The organism is Bradyrhizobium sp. Pha-3 (assembly GCF_042258615.1).
Taxonomy (GTDB): domain Bacteria; phylum Pseudomonadota; class Alphaproteobacteria; order Rhizobiales; family Xanthobacteraceae; genus Bradyrhizobium.
The window spans coordinates 7,280,537-7,296,658 of the sequence record NZ_CP170152.1 but is presented as its reverse complement, the minus strand read 5'-3'; the positions used below and the strand labels follow the sequence as shown (position 1 = coordinate 7,296,658).

Sequence of the window (16,122 nt, the reverse complement as noted above, 5' to 3'; positions counted from 1 at the left end):
GCCATGGGCGGAGAAGCCCCGCGCCGGTCGACACGAGAACAATACGTGTCTGTCGGTTCGACGACATGGATAGTTGTGTGTAGTCGGATTTGCGATATCGATGTCTAGAAGAACCGGAAGTAGCAGGAAGGATGAGCAGTATGTTTGCGTCGGCAACAATGCGTTAGGAGTTGCATCGTGATGACGCGGCGATAGATCCGCCGATGGCGTAGTTGCATTCAATGCGGCACTAATCACGTTCTCGGGTCGTTACCCTATAGGGAGGCGCTGAGATGGCGGGCGATCCGCTAGATGCTGGCTCGGCTCAATCAAGAGGCAGTATGCCCCGCGTCCGCGGCTTTGATACGAGCCCGTTCGATTTAGCCCTCGTACAACTCATCATGGTCACATAGATGACGCATTGGCCATGTTTCAGACTCGTCGAGCAGAAGGCCGCGAATTGATCAAGTACCGCATCGCGAAGCAGCATCGCACCGAGACAATGTCACCTTTGCGAAGCGTCACCCGGTGCGGGCGCCACGTGGGTTTGCGAGCCAAAATGGAGTGTAGATGTCGGAGACCATCATATGGAGCATGCCAGGATGACGCCAGATCCAATTGCGATGAGTTGACGGGCCGCGATCGGCCCATTCCATATGCTCAAGCACATCTCCGGGAAACCTGAATGGATAGTGGCAATGACAACTTGTTTTGCAAGTATGAAACTCAAGGGCAGAGTTTCCTATTGCTGACGCGCACGCTGTTCGGCGAAGTGCGGCTAGCGCTTGCTGTCATCGATGAAGCAAAATGTCCCGCGTGAGGCTCGCTTGGTGACGGATGTTTCCGTCCGGCTATCATCAGCGTGGAAGTCCAATCTGCGGGTCGAGTCGCATAGAGCAGATCGCGCACGGCCCGCATTCAGGCAATCAGGGAACCCGTGAGAGCGTTTTGCCGGAACCTTGAGACACGAAGCGTCGGAAAATAATAGGAGAGCAAGTGATGATGGACATCTGCGGTTTTCTCAGCAGATGGTTCGCTGAAGAGTGGTATGGGAACGCTGCGCTGAGGACCGAGCTGACGCCGGTTAACGAGTGGCGAGACAACGTCATCTACGTCGACTTCAAAGCGGTCCGCGAGGCAAAGGAGGGGGCGTGCGAGCGCATATCATAGAGAAGCTGGAGGCCGGCCGCGTACAATACGGCCAGTTCGCCAGCATTCCGGGATCAGGCCCTTGCGGCCTGTTCTTTGTGCAGGGGCCTTGCGGGTGTAAGCTGAAGATCAGTGGATTAGTCCGTCCTGGCTGGGAGCATGTAGCTGTCTCGACGCCGCGGCGTTGTCCGAACTGGGAAGAAATGTGCTTTGTCAAAAACCTGTTCTGGGATGAGGAGGAGTGTGTAATGCAACTGCATCCGCCACATTCGCAGTATGTTAACAACAGCCGGTATTGCCTGCACCTGTGGAGACCCACTTACCGGGACATTCCAATGCCCCCGCCGAGCTTTGTAGGCATCGTTGGGCTAGGACCATCCGAAGCGGCAACGTTGTTTGCACGGATGGGCGCGACAGCATGACGAGTTGGGTCAACGACATCCGCGCCGAAGATGAGCCCGAGCCGGTGCAAAAACATCGGTGCGGCGCCGCCGGAAGGCTGCGCCACCAGCGGACATGTGCTTCCATCCGTTGACAACGTGCAAGGGTTCAGAAGCATGAAATCGCTGCTGCCGACCCGGAGGCGGTGACAGTGCATTGAGCCGGTTCAAGAGATGTCTCATATGCACCGGTGCGACCGATTCCAATGTGGACGGAACGATAGGATTGGAATTGGTTCTTGGCGGCGTTCAAACCAGTGTTTACGGAACCGTGCTGAACATGGGTTTGGGCGCAACAACAGCATCTTACCGAGGCAGATGGCCGGCCACCCGCAACTCGCCAAATGGCTAGCGCGGGGGCGACGGCATCTCCAAGCCTATTTGTTCGTCAGTTCGTTGTCAGCTTGCCGCAGTATCATTCGCAGCGGGGCGTAGGCGGTTGGCACTCACTCTGAGGTAACGTACGCTGAAGATCCAGGCGCACCGCCATGGATAATCGAGCTAGTGGTCGATCCATACGTGCTAACCAAACTGACGAACGGAGTCAGTCGGCGGATAATAGCAGCCAGCGGCTGACAGCAGGCAATGCCAAGCTCGATCCCGTCCCGGAATGCAAGCGAACCAGCTCAGGATGACGACGCCTCATTCCACCAGCTTGGGGCCCGAGACCCGGGTTGATTGACAAGCGCAAAATCCACGACCTCGCCACGCAGACAGCCGCATGTCATCGAAGGATCGTGTCCTTGGCTGGATGCTCGTGGGCAGCTATGCCGATGAGTAGCTCGTCGAAAGTTGGATATTCGACGGCGAAACTAGTCTCAAGAAGTGCTTCCTCGAGACCTCCCGGTTCTCGGAAGACCTCGACTTGACGGTGCGCAATGAGGCGCAGCTCGACGAAGGCTTCCGAAGCCGGTCTTCGCCGAAGTCGGCGCCGGGTTTACGAGGAGACCGGAAGATCCGGGTCGACCAGCAGGAATTCGATACCTTACCGCAACCCCTCGCCGCAATCTCTCGTGCCAGGGGGTGATCAACTACAAGGCGCCGGCTTGGCCGATCCGGCCTTTGCGGCGGATCAAGCTCGGCCACGCCGCCGGCGGACACGTCGTGCCGCCCGAGACCGTAGAGATCGTTCATCCGATTCTGACGGAAAGGAAGGGATCGAAGTGTGCTGGCTTACGACTGCATCGAGGCCTTCGCTGAAGGATCCGGGTCGCTGGCCGAGCCTGCCTGGCCGCGCGACCGCTATGATGTCGTCACCCTCTGTCGAAATGCTGATGCTCGCCTGTGCCGCAGCAGTTTGCCGCGCTGCTGTGGGAGAAATGCCGTTCAAAGGCATCGAGCTGCCACAACTTGCCGACTTCGAGCCGCCTCGCGGCGATGTCGAAGCCGGTTGGTCCGGCATACTGAACCATCAGCGCCCGGCATTGCTGCCGATCGGTTCGTTCTGGAAGCAACGAACTCTCATCCGCCTTTACTGAGCCGCTTGTTAGGTTCGTGACCAATGTCGGAAAGCCGACGATCCGCAGGTTCAGAGGACAGGCAAAAGTAAGAGCCTCAGTCTGGCGCGCCGCTTGCTTTGTTGACGGCGTCATCATCGATCGCTTCCAAGGGGACAGATAGTTGGTCTCATTGGGCAGACGGCGGAGATTAGCCGTGTCGCGCGCTGAGATAGAGCAATTCGTCAGAATTCAGAAGAGGAGAGACTGCTCGAAAACCTCAAACAGGCTGCTAAAGCTTCGACGGATTGTTTGAGTCCGGTTTGAAATCCGCGACCCGATTGCGTCGATAACTCCGTCAGCTGCCCGAGCTTTTGGTGTTTTCGAAGGAAAGTGCTGGGCATCTGTTTCGGTATTTCTCTGTTCAAGGGAGTCGTTGTGCAGTTATGGGAAGAAGCCCAACCATCTCGCGGATAAATGTAGCGAACACGCATACTGTCGATGTGTACATCTCGCCCGTCAACTTGACGGCCAATGGCAGAGCACATCTCGGGCACGCTGCCGGGCCATACCTCAGAATGGATGTCCTACAGAAGCACCTGAAGAGGGCAGGGCATCATGTCCGCTCTGGGCTGACGACGGACGGCTTCGAAAACCATGTCCTGGTCCGAGCGGTTCGTGAGAAAGTTGACCCATCGGAGCTGGCACATGGCTTCCATATCAAAATTTTGGAAGATCTTGCCTCACTAGGTCTCGTTTTTGATCATTTCGATGATCCGGCGTATGGCGGAAATCTGCAACGATTTTCGAATGTCAGCAACGCGCTCATGGACGCCTTACTTGCGGCCGGCTCGCTACATTTCCGTGCAGCACGCTTACCAGTGGACGATGCGGTTTCCACGGCCGTGCCACGAGAAGAGCGCTTCTGCATTGGAGGCTGGTTTGGTGCAACCTGTCCGGTTTGTGAAGCATCTGCGGGTAGCTTCTTCTGCGAACACTGTGGCCATCATTTCGAGCCCGAGGAAGCGTTGAACCCGGTATCGAGGCGAGGGCGGATCGTGGAATGGACGGACGACATTTCTGCGTTTCTTTCAATTTCGGGAAACGGCCGACTCCGACGGGCGTGGGAGGATACGGCCATCGAAGCTAGCTTCCTGGACATAGGGACGCGGTATGTCGCACGCAGAGGACAGCAAATGCGGGTGACCGTCCCGGGACTGTACGGATTGGCTTGGAATTCTCGGTACTTCAATACACAGCAGATATTGTTTAGCTATTCCTCGTTACTCTACGCTCATTCTCTCTATTGCGGACATAAAGACACAGAGGGCTCCGGTAAGCCCAGTCCTTTTTCGCGCGATTCCGATGCGTTCCTCATTAGCGCTACAGGTATCGATAACACAATTCCGATGCTTGTCGGAGTTACAGGATGTGCATTGGGGCAGGACTCGTTCCGCCCGTTTGATCGAATTTTCTTTAATCATTTCCTTCGGCTGAACGGATCGAAGTTCTCCACCAGTCGCGGTCACGTGATCTGGGCGGGTGAAATCGCCCGAATTCCAAATATATCTGTCGATGCTCTTAGAGTGTACCTGTCGGAAATCTGCCCGGAAGAAACCGAGACCGATTTGGTGTCAGAGCAGCTAGCCGATCGCTACAACGCAATTTTCGATAGGATATCTGCAGCCATCGACCGCTGCACGGAGTCCATAAGCGGGGTGCCGGCTCTCACCGCGTGCTACGTAGATGCTGCGATGATGATCACGCTGGATCGGCTCTATGAGAAGCAATGTGCCGCCCTTTCGCTAGACCATCTGCGAGTATCCCAAGCGTCGAGGCCGGTTGTCGAATGGGTCGATTGTGTCGGTGCCGCGCCGGACCCTCAGATGGCTTACACATGGTTGATGGGGTTTAGCATACTGGCCTGGCCACTGATGCCAAAGATAACGCAAGCCGTATGGCACTGGCTCGGTCATAGCGGGCATCCCCTTGCCGCTTGTGCTTCGAGGCCTTCAACCCAACGAAGCGGAACTGTGCCAAAACTCAACGGAAGCAGGTTGGCGGCCGCAGATATTGATCGATGCCTTCCCGGGAAGATCGCAGCATGACACCGGCCACGAACATCGTTACGGTCGAAGAACTGCCCAATGCGGTCTCGTTGGAAGCCTCAATCCCCTTCATGCTTGGTAGCATCAGCTTAGCGGCATCCTATGGCTCAAGTTTCTTTCTCGTGGACGCTCTGCGCTCCGTTGGACAAAGTGCCACGACCGCCGGCGCTGTCATTTCGACCGGTACCATCGCGACAATACTTTGTTCGCTCGTAGCTGGCCGCATTGCCGATATACTGGGCATGATGCGAACGATCACCCTTGCCGCTGCGATGATGGCGATGGCGATGATTTGTTTCGCATCAGCATCAATTCTGCCACTCTTCGCTTACATCGGCGGGCTTTTTCTCGGGGGTGGATGGTCAGTGTTCTACATACTGGCGCCTCTTCAAGTCCTGTGTCACGTGCGAGCTGACGCCCGTCTCAAGTATCTTACCTTGCTTTCCGGATCTCAAATGCTGGGCATCGGGCTTGCTCCCCCCCTCGCACGCACCATTGCGGAAGTGGCTGGATCCTACATTGCCGTTTACGTTTCATTTGCGGCGGCATGCCTCGTTGGTACGACGCTTTTGGAGTTCGCCGGTGGGGCACTGGCGCAAGCTCCTCGGATCAGGATGTCGACCGTGCGCCTTACCTTCGCAGGCGTGTTGGGAACCCTTAGATCGAACACGCGCTATCCGATAATCATGATCGGGGTCGGAGCCTGCGTTTTCGCAGGCCTTTCAACGTTTCAAGGGCTTTACGCTGCCTCGCGAGCGCAATCTCCCGATACATTCTTTCTGGTCTTCACGCTGACGGCCGTCTTCTTGCGGTTTGCAGTGGCGCCGGTAATCGGAAAGTGCCGCCTGGAGCGCGTGGCGGCGTTTCTCATCGTGTGCACGCTCGCGGGACTGGTCATCCTTTTCGTGAATACAGGTAGTACGGCAACCTATATCCTCGGCACAACGATGTTCGCGCTGGGATATGGTCTCAGCTATTCGACATTGAACAGTATGGTTGTCCACATTGCAGGTATCGATGGGACATCGTTGGCCATTGCTTCACAGGTCTTCACGCTCTCCTACTTCATCGGCCTATTCGGATTTCCATACATCGCCGCGCAGGTCGTGAAAGCCGGCGGCTTCGATCATCTGCTGATGAGCACGATCATGCTTATCGTCGCTAATGGCGTACTTCTTACAATTCAAGTGTTCTCAACCAGCGGGAAGCAATGAGTGGCTCCGTTCAGGGATGATGGGATGTCGAAGGACAGCGATTGCTGTGACGTAATCGCGATCGGTGCCGGGCCGGCGAATCTAAGCTTGGCAGCGCTCGCGGCACCGATCCCGGAAATGTCTCTGCACATCCTGGAAAGGTCAGAGACGCTTCAGTGGCATCCGGGCCTGCTCATAGGAGGCGCCGTTATGCAGACGAGCCCATTAAAGGACCTGGTCACACCGGCGGATCCGACGAGCGCATACAGCTTTCTCGCCTATTTGCATGATCAAAGACGACTTTATCAAGCCATTGTCCGTGGACTCGAGCGGGTTTGCCGGAGTGAGTTCGAAGATTATTTGCGATGGGCAGCGAAAAAGCTGACGAACATTCGATTTGGCGAACATGTTATTGCTCTCGAACTCCGCGGCAACTCCTTTGAGGTCATAACCAGTCGCCGCAGATATCAGACATCGACGGCTGTGCTTGGCGTGGGAAGAGTGCCGTCGATCCCTGATTGGGGCCGCAATGCACCACCAAATGAGGTGTTTCACGCGAGTACCCTTCTACTCCAGCGCCGCGAATTGTCGCGCAAGCGCGTTGTGGTCGTCGGCGGCGGGCAAAGCGGGGCCGAAATATTTCTTCATCTCCTGAGTGGTGCATGCGGCGCGCTGGAGGCTCTGACATGGGTGACGCGCCGCGCAAACATATTCGCGCTCGAAGACAGCCCTTTCGTCAATGAATGGTTCTTTCCGCAATATGGCGGTTGGTTCTTTGGGCAAAGTGACTCCACGCGAACTCAAATTCTGGAGCGACAGTCATTGGCCAGCGATGGCGTCAACAGTTCGACGCTTCGCGCTATCTACAGCGCGCTGTACGACCGCGAGGTTCATAAGCGGGCTTACCCGACACACGTAGAAATACGCGTCGACACCAGCGTCGAAGACTTGCGCGGCCTATCTCCGTTTCGCTTGGGCTTGCGACAGCGGACGACAGGCGATTGTTCAGAGCATATCGCTGATATTGTGGTCTTAGCCACGGGCTACCGCACCGAAATCCCTGCGTTCCTGGAGCCGATCGCAAGCCGGCTCACGGTCGTGAGTGCCCCCGGCGGCTCCCAGGAGATCGTGGTCGAGCCGGACTTTTCGGCTCGTTTTGATGGCCCCGAAGAATGTCGCTTATACGTCCAGAATGGCGCGCGCTTTCAACATGGCATCGCTGATACAAATCTGAGCTTGGTTCCTTGGCGCGCTTCAACGATCCTCAATTCTATCATCGGCCACGTCGTTTACGATTGTCGACCTGCAACGGGCGTCGTCAAGTGGAGTAGCGTTGGCTTCGAGGGCTCTTGTTGAAAAACGCGGCAGCATGCCGCCACCACGCTATGTTCATTCGGAGTACACTATGAAGAATGCGCAGTTGATGAGCCTGGGCGACATGACGGTCTATAGCCCCGGTGTATTGGTTCAGCACGTCGAAAAAATAGCTGATCCCGAGACCGCTTGTCCGGTCGAACTCATCGAATTCCGGCTGGATCCGTTTGCGGTGTCGACGCCTCATTCCCATCCGTCCCACGAGATCTGGCGCATCACGAGCGGCCACGGTCGGGTGATAACTGACGATGGTGAGTTGGTGGTCACGGCAGGAGACCTGGTGTTTCTGCAGCCGGATCGAACCCATCATTTGGAAAATTGCGGCAGTGACGTTTTGAGCGCCTTGTCCATCTCCTGGAAAGAAGCCCGATGACCAACGGGATTTGTGATCTTGCCGTCATTGGCGCCGGCGTCATGGGCCTGAGTGCTGCCTTCATCGCAGCGCGCAATAGTCCGCGGGAAAGAATCGTCATCTTCGAACGAGGTACCGTTGGGGCAGGTGCCAGTGGGTTTGCTCCCGGAATCCAAGTCAACATCTGTCGTAATGAAAAGGAAAGAAGCCTCGTCAATCCTGGTTCCAAGTTCTGGCGCGGTATTTATCCCCATGGGCTTTGGCGCAACGGCCGAGACTGTGACGTGTATTGGTTAACACGCGCTCCCGACGAACTCGCCCGACTGAGTGGCGTGGGCGGTGCTACCCCGTCAACTTCTTTTGCACTGACCGACAGGCTTTCCTCGCTGCCTCGTTTTGTGATCCCCGGCGGTATGGCTGTGGCACTGGATCGGGGTTCTTACAGTCCAGTGAATTCCATTGTTCAGGATCTGGCCCAAAGGCTCAAAGCCGTCGGTGTTTCGATATGCGAAAAGACGTCTATTGAAAGGATACGGCAGGGACGAAGCAATCTTCTTCTCCGAACCTCTGATGGCGGCGAAATCACGGCGAGGCGGGCCATCCTGGCAATTGGGCCGTGGCTACCCGATTCACCCCTGCGTGAGCTTCTCGCAGAGGAGCCGCGTTTGCGAGTTAAAAAGGTGGTCGCGCTTCACTTGGCGGCGCGCCCCACCCCGACGTGTCCAATGATCGGCTTGCTCGACGACTACGCTTTCCTCATTCCCATGATCGAGGAGGGATACTGGTTGTTCAGCTTTACCTCACAGGAATGGGATGTGAAGCCCGACACCGATGGGCTGCATGTCAGTCCGGATGATCTCGCGCGCGCCACCGCAATTTTGGCAAAATGGTTCTCCCCGGACGTGCCCGCGGTGGCGTCTGCGCGTGTGTTCTGCGATTGCTATTCTGACGATGGTGTCCCGTTCTCCCGGCCAGCTAGCAATGTCGCCGGCCTGTACGTGATTGGTGGGGGAGCAGGTAACGGGTTTCGCTTTGGGCCGGCCTGTGCGGAAGAGGCAATACGTTCCCTGTATGCGCCGTAGTCGCCATGAGGGGGTCATGCCGGACGAAGTCAACCTCTCGCGCAAATTCGCAGATGCCGGTTGTCGCGATCGCTCGAGATCGACCATGATTGTTGATCTCAGCGCCATTCAATCCAATTATCGGAAGTGTCAGGCGCTTGCGCCAAACAGCGCCTGCGGCGCAGTTGTCAAGGCCGACGCCTACGGCCTTGGCGCGGCGCGCATAGCGCCCTTCCTTGCTCACCTTGGCTGTACGCATTTTTTTGTAGCCGATATGGAGGAAGGCATTGCCCTGCGCGATGTGCTGCCGTCCTCTGCAAAGATCTACATGCTCCACGGCGTTATGTCAGGTATGGAGCTGCTGGCCGAGCAGCATGATTTGTTGCCGATTCTCAACAGCAGGGAGCAACTGGAGGGCTGGCTTCGGCATTGCCGCCTGCGCAAAAGCGCGTTGCCAGCGGGTATCCATGTCGACACCGGCCTGTCTCGACTGGGTTTTCCCATTGATGAGTTGCAGACAATCGCCGAGAATGAAACCGGGCTGTCAGAATTGCCCGTAGCGCTGTTCATGAGTCAGCTCGCCTGCGCCGAGTGGCGAAACGAGATCAGTCTTCAACAGTTGACGCGCTTCCGCAAACTCACCCATTTGTTCCCGAAAGCTATTCTTTCGCTGTCGAACTCGGCGGGACTACTCGCCGGACGTGAATTTCATTTTGACCTCATAAGGTGCGGTGGAGGGATTTTCGGCCTTTCGACTTCCGATGATCCCTGCTTCAAGCCGTCGCAAGTCGTGGGCCTGCGAACGCAAATCATTCAATGCCGTAAGGTAAAGCGTGGGGAAGCGATCGGATATCACGGGTCCTACCGCGCGGAGAGGCGGATGCGGGTCGCTACGGCCTCCATCGGTTACGGAGATGGGTTCCCGCGCGTTCTGGACAATCGAGGGTATGCCTTTATATGTGGGACGCGTGTGCCAATCGTCGGCTTCGTTTCGATGGATCTTATGACTGTTGACGTGACAGATCTGCCCGAGAGTTGGACGACGCCGGGCACTTTGGTCGACCTGATCTGCCCCGAGCAAACTGTGGAAGATATGGCGTCAGCCGCAAAAATGCTGAGCGATGAGTTGACCACAGCAATTGGGCGGCGGTGCTGCAGACTTTATGTTTCAGCGAAATGATGTGAGGCAACGGTGAACTCCTCCGCCCACCAATCGGAGCAAGTCAATCGAGCGATCTATCTCGGCGACGCAGGCATGCGTCTCATGTGTCCGAACCACTTCACCGCCAAGGTGCGTCGGTTCCATGATTATGAGAGACGCTTCTATCGCGATCTCCTGCGCGCGAGCCGATACGATTTGATCATTGAGGTAGGTTGTAACGGCTATCGCCTGATCGGCGTCAAAGGCGATTACAATGATTACCTTGGCATCGATATAAACCCACCTCGTGCACGGCGGTTAAAAAATGGGCGCGGAGCGGTTATCCGATGTGAGGCTAACAAATTCTTCAAAAGAACCCGGCTGATCAATGAGATAATGATCCGATATGGCGGACGGGTGCTTTGCATATTGCCGTTCAATTTTCTCGGTACGATGGATGCGCCAATGGAATTTCTCACACTGGTCTGCCGGGCACCCTTCGATCTTGCTTTGTCGCTCTTTTCAACGAGCGAGACCGCAACGGTTGCGCGCCTCGAATACTATGATCTTTGTGGCATCTCCGTGCAGGGTGTGGTGCGAACCGATGACTATGTCCGCTTAGACTGCTCCAACGGGTTCCAGGCGTTCGCTTTCGATCCGTTCTTTCTGGAGAGGCGCATATCGGCCCGTGGCTTCCACTTAAGCAATGCTGAGTGCTATGATGTCTGTCACTTCCTCCATTTCAAAAGGAGTAATTCTGAAATACAGTGATCAGGATAATGCCACCCGCGCATCAGGAAGCTTGATCGGCGAGCTGCACGGCGCCTTCGGCCAGCGCGGTAGGATCGGCCGCCGAACATGCCGCACGCTCCGGCTTTCCACGCGTGTCCCCGCGCTCCACGGAGGAGCGGTAGGTCAAGCTGGCCGGTGATCGAGCTGGCTCAAGGCTCGCGCGATACGCGTCCGCCTTGAGCCCGCCCGATCGCCGATTTGTTGGCTTGGAGCAAGCGTTCGCTGACGGCCGAGCGCCAATCGGCGCGCTTGCAATGCCGGCAGTGTAGCGGCCCTCGCTCGCCCTACTAGCTAGGATGTCAGACGTACTGCACCAACTTGAGATAATCGTTTGTGAGGACAGGTGAGCGGATGGAGGAAGCTGCGTCTTGAAGGAAGGTATTCAGAGTTCGACTAGCGCGAATGCGGCCTTCGAAAGACAGGCGTGCCGGCGCTCGAGTACGGAGAGTTGCTAATTCGGAACTGACCAGGTCAGCCGCGGCATTGGCACAATCTGACGCGGAGAAGCAACCAGCAGACATGACGGCTTGTGCCAGTCCCAGTGTGGTGAGCCAACCCGCGTAAATGAGCACGGCACCGTCTGTCTCATTGAGCCCAGCGAGTTCCTCAATCGCAGCAGCATGGACTGGCGCCGCATCAAGAGAAAGAAAAAGATCGGCTATTTCGTCACGTGTGGCTCTAGAAAGAAGGCAGCGGCCGAGATGTGATAGGAGCGTCTCGGTCGGACCTTCGAAGATGCGGAGAATGCGAACGTCTCGATAGATTTTAGCTACAGGCGTTCCCTCATCGTAACCACGGCCACCTAACAGCTGGACGCATTGATCAGCGACGAGGCCGCACCACTCCGACGACAAAACCTTCGTTGCCGACGCAAGGTGGACGTTGGGGCCGCCCTGCGCTGAGACAAGTCGGCAGGACGCCGCCAGCATTGCCTTCACTACTTCCCGCCGGAGCACCAGCTGCCCAAATAACTGCTCGATATAGCTGTTCTCAATCAAGCGCAGCTTGCCCAGTCGACGATGGCTTGCATATGAGGCTGCGACCTGGATCGCGCGCTCAAGGGCTCCAAGACCCATAGCAGCCACGCCGATACGCCCGCGGTTCATGCTGGATGCCGCTGCCCCCCAGCCGTCTTGATCGCGAGAGAGCACGTAAGCGCTCGGCACCTCGACATTCTGGAACTCCAGGGTATTTTGAATGATGCCACGCAGACCGAGTGTGCGATGCTCGTGCGTGACCTTTAGGCCCGGGGCCTGCCTATCAACGAGCACACCGACAAGCCGACCTTTCGCATGTCCGGGACCAGAGGCTCGCGCAAAGCAAACGATCCAGCGAGCCCAGTCAGCGAGGCCAATCCAAATCTTGCGGCCAGAGATGCGAACTCTATCTTCGTCTATGAAAACCGAAGCCTCTATGTGCCGCGGGGCAGAGCCAGCTCCAGGCTCCGTCAAAGCGAAAGCGCAAAGGTCGCCGCGTGTGGCACCCCACATGACATGCTTCTGTTCAGGGATGTGCGGTGCCGCTTCGATGCAGGGCAACGCCAGGAAGTTATGGATAACGAGGGTAGAGGCAGCCGAGATATCGAAGGATGCAGTGGCGGAGATGAGATCGATTGCCTCTTGCAAGGGAAGAGCTAATCCGCCGTGCTCGGCGGGTGCAGTGAGCCCGAAGAGTCCATGCCTTGCCAATATGCTGTGTAGGGTCGGAGGGAATGCTCGACGTTCATCTGCATCTGCGAAATTCAACTGACTGAGGTCATCGATTAAACTGGAATATAGGCCAGGTGCACCGCCTTCAGCTGTGCGTTCCTGCGTCTCCTCGAATAGGGAGTCAACTCGAGTGTACATGTCCATGAGACCATAATGAGTGCACCTGCGCTTCGTGCCAATCATCCCCGTGGCTAGCTCGAATAGACATTGGTATGCATGGATGCGAGCGCAGTGGAAGGAGGTTGCCCAAGATCGGGTTCATCGCAGAGCGCTGCGCGAGCTCACATCGAGATGCGTCTTGTCGATATGGCCTCTCGGAGGAAACCCTGGTTTGGTCGGTGACCACCAGTCATTGAGTTGTGATTCTCCCAAGGAGAGCCTGGCGAGCGGTCCGTCATGCCCCCAGGCGGAGTGAGACGATGCTCGCTTGAGAGGAGTTCACCGAAACGAAAGCACTTCCGCTTTTGCAGGCGCTTCGCGGCCTAGCTACGGAGCAAAATAGATGAGGTGCCCGTGCGCAACGTCGATGGATAAAGTGGGATGCTCAATGGCGCCTGCAAAGCGGCGTCTGACTATAAGCCTCATACGCTTTCGGTTGCCGAAGCCCCGGCTCGCAACTTCTTGCGGTCGTTCGCTTTCGTCTGCCTCCAGCCGCACTCGCCGGTGGCGGGGAAATGCCGATGATTTGCTGGATCCGAGCCGAAAGCTTGCCGGTTTGCGGCGAGACTGGATGGGGCCGCAACGCCAGGAAGTCAACGTGTGCTGCGACCACCTGGGGCGGACCGGCGGCCTGCAGATCGACCTCTGAGGTCGCCAAGTCTTGATTCCGCATTCGCCCAATCTCGTCAGCCTGCGGATCGTTGCAACCCCGCCCGAATTCCAAAGACCCTGGCATTGCTGCCAGGGTCGTGCATGTCATCGATGCTTTGAAGGGCTTGATCAGAAGTCCATGCCGCCCATGCCGCCACCCGGAGGCATTGCGGGGCCGCCGGCGTTCTTCTTCGGCAGCTCGGCAACCATCGCTTCCGTGGTGATCAGCAGTGCCGCTACCGAGGAGGCGTTCTGGACCGCGATACGCACGACCTTGGTCGGATCGATGATGCCCTTGGAGACAAGATTGCTGTACTCGCCAGTCTGCGCATCGAAGCCGTAAGCGTACTGATCGTTCTCGAGGACCTTGCCGACGATGACCGAACCGTCCTCACCGGCGTTGATCGCGATCTGGCGGGCCGGCCAGGACAGCGCCTTGCGCACGATCTCGACGCCGGTCTTCTGGTCGTCGTTCTTGGTGCGCAGGCCCTTGAGCTGCTCGGAAGCACGGAGCAGGGCGACGCCGCCGCCCGGCAGGATACCTTCCTCGACAGCCGCGCGGGTCGCATGCATCGCGTCATCAACGCGATCCTTACGCTCCTTCACCTCGACCTCGGTCGCGCCGCCGACGCGGATCACCGCGACGCCGCCTGCGAGCTTGGCGAGACGCTCCTGCAGCTTCTCACGCTCGTAGTCCGAGGTGGTCTCCTCGATCTGCGCCTTGATCTGGGCGACGCGGGCGTCGATGTCGGCCTTCTTGCCGGCGCCGTTGACGATCGTGGTGTTTTCCTTGTCGATCATCACCTTCTTGGCGCGGCCGAGCATCTGCAGCGTGACGTTCTCGAGCTTGATGCCGAGGTCTTCCGAGATGGCCTGGCCACCGGTCAGGATCGCGATGTCCTGCAGCATGGCCTTGCGGCGATCGCCGAAGCCCGGAGCCTTGACGGCTGCGACCTTCAGGCCGCCACGCAGGCGGTTGACGACGAGGGTGGCGAGCGCTTCGCCTTCGACGTCTTCAGCGACGATGATCAGCGGCTTGCCGGTCTGCACCACGGCCTCGAGCAGCGGCAGCAGCTCGTTCAGCGAGGAGAGCTTCTTCTCGTTGATCAGGATGTAGGCGTCGTCCATTTCAACACGCATCTTGTCGGCGTTGGTGACGAAGTAGGGCGAGATGTAGCCGCGGTCGAACTGCATGCCCTCGACGACGTCGAGCTCGGTCTCGAGCGACTTGGCTTCTTCGACCGTGATCACGCCCTCGTTGCCGACCTTCTTCATGGCGTCGGCGAGGAACTTGCCGATCTCGACATCGCCATTGGCCGAGATGGTGCCGACCTGGGCGATCTCGTCGTTCGAGGTGACCTTCTTCGAGTTCTTCTGGAGGTCCGCAACGACGGCGTCGACCGCGAGGTCGATACCGCGCTTCAGGTCCATCGGGTTCATGCCAGCGGCGACCGACTTGGCGCCTTCGCGCACGATGGCAGCCGCGAGCACGGTCGCGGTGGTGGTGCCGTCGCCGGCGGCGTCCGCCGCCTTGGCAGCGACCTCGCGCACCATCTGCGCGCCCATGTTCTCGAACTTCTCCTCCAGCTCGACCTCCTTGGCGACGGCGACGCCGTCCTTGGTGATCCGCGGAGCGCCGAACGACTTCTCGAGCACCACGTTGCGGCCCTTCGGACCCAGCGTGACCTGCACGGCGTTGGCGAGGATGTCGACACCGCGCAGCATGCGGTCGCGCGCGTCTACGCCGAACTTGACTTCTTTGGCTGACATAATGAATTCCCTCAGTCCTTTTATCTTCTCATCCTTCAGCGCGCCCGGCGGGCGCTCGTCAGGGTGAGCGGTGCGAGCGCTGGATTAGGCGGCTTTCTTCTTGGAAAACACGTCGGTGAGAACGCCCATGATGTCGCTCTCCTTCATGATCAACAGCTCCTGGCCGTCGATCTTGACCTCGGTACCCGACCACTTGCCGAACAGCACGCGGTCGTCGACCTGGACGTCGATCGGAATCAGCTTGCCGGTCTCGTCACGGCCGCCCGGGCCAACTGCGATGACTTCGCCCTGCGAGGGCTTTTCCTTGGCGGTGTCGGGAATGATGATGCCGCCAGCGCTTTTCTCTTCAGCGTCGATGCGCTTGACCACGACGCGGTCGTGAAGCGGACGGAAATTCATGCAGGCCTCCTGAGCATTTGAACGAGTTGACGATGGGCAGATTGTGAACAACCCAGTTATAGCAAGAGACAGGCCAAAGATGAGGGGGCGATCCCTACCTGCAATTCTGCTGAATCACACGCATGGCCTCCGTATGTGTTCGTCCGGAAGCAAACGCCCTCATGTACACAGCCCGCCAAGCTGTTGCGAAAATGACATTGCGTTTCGTCAAAACACATCGAGCCTAGGGTTTACTCAACATTGCACTGGCAGCCTGACAGGGCGGGGGCTGCACATGATTGTTTCGTCTGATGGCAGCATTAGCAGCTGACGCCGGCGAAGCGAGCCATGCACAAGGATCCATAAAGAGCTGCGCTCGATGAATGTGACCCTAACGCTGCACAACAAGTACACCAACCATCCTGAAAAT

13 protein-coding genes are annotated in these 16,122 nt (G+C 57.7%); 9 read left to right on the top strand and 4 right to left on the bottom strand.

The features are described from left to right. Positions 1 to 978: 978 nt before the first annotated feature. Positions 979 to 1,149, top strand: a complete 171-nt coding sequence (locus ACE10Z_RS34235) for a hypothetical protein (protein WP_342710133.1) — start codon at positions 979 to 981, stop codon at positions 1,147 to 1,149. A 1,215-nt stretch (positions 1,150 to 2,364) separates the two neighbouring features. Further along, positions 2,365 to 2,595, top strand: a complete 231-nt coding sequence (locus ACE10Z_RS34230) for a nucleotidyl transferase AbiEii/AbiGii toxin family protein (protein WP_375789987.1) — start codon at positions 2,365 to 2,367, stop codon at positions 2,593 to 2,595. Positions 2,596 to 2,821: 226 nt separating this feature from the next. On the opposite strand, the gene ACE10Z_RS34225 is transcribed toward ACE10Z_RS34230, so the two are convergent. Continuing rightward, positions 2,822 to 3,163, bottom strand: coding sequence for a hypothetical protein (locus ACE10Z_RS34225; protein ID WP_375784731.1), 342 nt, complete (start codon positions 3,161 to 3,163; stop codon positions 2,822 to 2,824). A gap of 218 nt (positions 3,164 to 3,381) precedes the next feature. On the opposite strand from ACE10Z_RS34225, the gene ACE10Z_RS34220 reads away from it, so the two are divergent. From ACE10Z_RS34220 to ACE10Z_RS34190, 7 genes are read left to right on the top strand one after another with little or no spacing between them, the layout of a single operon-like run. Then, positions 3,382 to 5,112, top strand: coding sequence for a class I tRNA ligase family protein (locus ACE10Z_RS34220; protein ID WP_375784730.1), 1,731 nt, complete (start codon positions 3,382 to 3,384; stop codon positions 5,110 to 5,112). Continuing rightward, the gene (locus ACE10Z_RS34215) at positions 5,109 to 6,326 is read left to right on the top strand and encodes an MFS transporter (protein ID WP_375784729.1); all 1,218 of its coding nucleotides are present in this window, start codon (positions 5,109 to 5,111) and stop codon (positions 6,324 to 6,326) included. The genes ACE10Z_RS34220 and ACE10Z_RS34215 overlap by 4 nt, the downstream gene beginning before the upstream one ends. A 24-nt stretch (positions 6,327 to 6,350) precedes the next feature. Then, positions 6,351 to 7,661, top strand: coding sequence for a lysine N(6)-hydroxylase/L-ornithine N(5)-oxygenase family protein (locus ACE10Z_RS34210; RefSeq protein ID WP_375784728.1), 1,311 nt, complete (start codon positions 6,351 to 6,353; stop codon positions 7,659 to 7,661). A gap of 49 nt (positions 7,662 to 7,710) precedes the next feature. Beyond that, positions 7,711 to 8,052, top strand: coding sequence for a cupin domain-containing protein (locus ACE10Z_RS34205; RefSeq protein ID WP_375784727.1), 342 nt, complete (start codon positions 7,711 to 7,713; stop codon positions 8,050 to 8,052). Then, entirely contained in the window at positions 8,049 to 9,113 is a 1,065-nt protein-coding gene (locus ACE10Z_RS34200) for an NAD(P)/FAD-dependent oxidoreductase (RefSeq protein WP_375784726.1), read from the top strand. The genes ACE10Z_RS34205 and ACE10Z_RS34200 overlap by 4 nt, the downstream gene beginning before the upstream one ends. Before the next feature lie 16 nt (positions 9,114 to 9,129). Further along, positions 9,130 to 10,272 (top strand): alanine racemase, encoded by a 1,143-nt coding sequence (gene alr, locus ACE10Z_RS34195; protein WP_375784725.1) that lies wholly within the window; start codon positions 9,130 to 9,132, stop codon positions 10,270 to 10,272. A 12-nt stretch (positions 10,273 to 10,284) separates the two neighbouring features. Beyond that, positions 10,285 to 11,004, top strand: coding sequence for a hypothetical protein (locus tag ACE10Z_RS34190; protein WP_375784724.1), 720 nt, complete (start codon positions 10,285 to 10,287; stop codon positions 11,002 to 11,004). Between the two features lie 320 nt (positions 11,005 to 11,324). Here the strand turns inward: ACE10Z_RS34190 and ACE10Z_RS34185 are convergent, their stop codons facing one another. The 3 genes from ACE10Z_RS34185 to ACE10Z_RS34175 all read right to left on the bottom strand — a co-directional run bounded on the left by ACE10Z_RS34185 (position 11,325) and on the right by ACE10Z_RS34175 (position 15,713). Further along, entirely contained in the window at positions 11,325 to 12,872 is a 1,548-nt protein-coding gene (locus ACE10Z_RS34185; RefSeq protein WP_375789986.1) for an acyl-CoA dehydrogenase family protein, read from the bottom strand. Between the two features lie 801 nt (positions 12,873 to 13,673). Then, the gene (groL, locus tag ACE10Z_RS34180; RefSeq protein WP_375784723.1) at positions 13,674 to 15,314 is read right to left on the bottom strand and encodes a chaperonin GroEL; all 1,641 of its coding nucleotides are present in this window, start codon (positions 15,312 to 15,314) and stop codon (positions 13,674 to 13,676) included. Between the two features lie 84 nt (positions 15,315 to 15,398). Continuing rightward, the gene (locus ACE10Z_RS34175; RefSeq protein WP_342710144.1) at positions 15,399 to 15,713 is read right to left on the bottom strand and encodes a co-chaperone GroES; all 315 of its coding nucleotides are present in this window, start codon (positions 15,711 to 15,713) and stop codon (positions 15,399 to 15,401) included. Positions 15,714 to 16,122: the final 409 nt, after the last annotated feature.

Excerpts from the sequence above, each read along its gene's own strand:
- ACE10Z_RS34235 (WP_342710133.1), top strand. The coding sequence starts at position 979 with ATGATGGACATCTGCGGTTTTCTCAGCAGATGGTTCGCTGAAGAGTGG.
- ACE10Z_RS34225 (WP_375784731.1), bottom strand. The coding sequence starts at position 3,163 with ATGATGACGCCGTCAACAAAGCAAGCGGCGCGCCAGACTGAGGCTCTT.
- ACE10Z_RS34215 (WP_375784729.1), top strand. The coding sequence starts at position 5,109 with ATGACACCGGCCACGAACATCGTTACGGTCGAAGAACTGCCCAATGCG.
- ACE10Z_RS34210 (WP_375784728.1), top strand. The coding sequence starts at position 6,351 with ATGTCGAAGGACAGCGATTGCTGTGACGTAATCGCGATCGGTGCCGGG.
- ACE10Z_RS34205 (WP_375784727.1), top strand. The coding sequence starts at position 7,711 with ATGAAGAATGCGCAGTTGATGAGCCTGGGCGACATGACGGTCTATAGC.
- ACE10Z_RS34200 (WP_375784726.1), top strand. The coding sequence starts at position 8,049 with ATGACCAACGGGATTTGTGATCTTGCCGTCATTGGCGCCGGCGTCATG.
- alr (WP_375784725.1), top strand. The coding sequence starts at position 9,130 with ATGCCGGACGAAGTCAACCTCTCGCGCAAATTCGCAGATGCCGGTTGT.
- ACE10Z_RS34185 (WP_375789986.1), bottom strand. The coding sequence starts at position 12,872 with ATGTACACTCGAGTTGACTCCCTATTCGAGGAGACGCAGGAACGCACA.
- groL (WP_375784723.1), bottom strand. The coding sequence starts at position 15,314 with ATGTCAGCCAAAGAAGTCAAGTTCGGCGTAGACGCGCGCGACCGCATG.
- ACE10Z_RS34175 (WP_342710144.1), bottom strand. The coding sequence starts at position 15,713 with ATGAATTTCCGTCCGCTTCACGACCGCGTCGTGGTCAAGCGCATCGAC.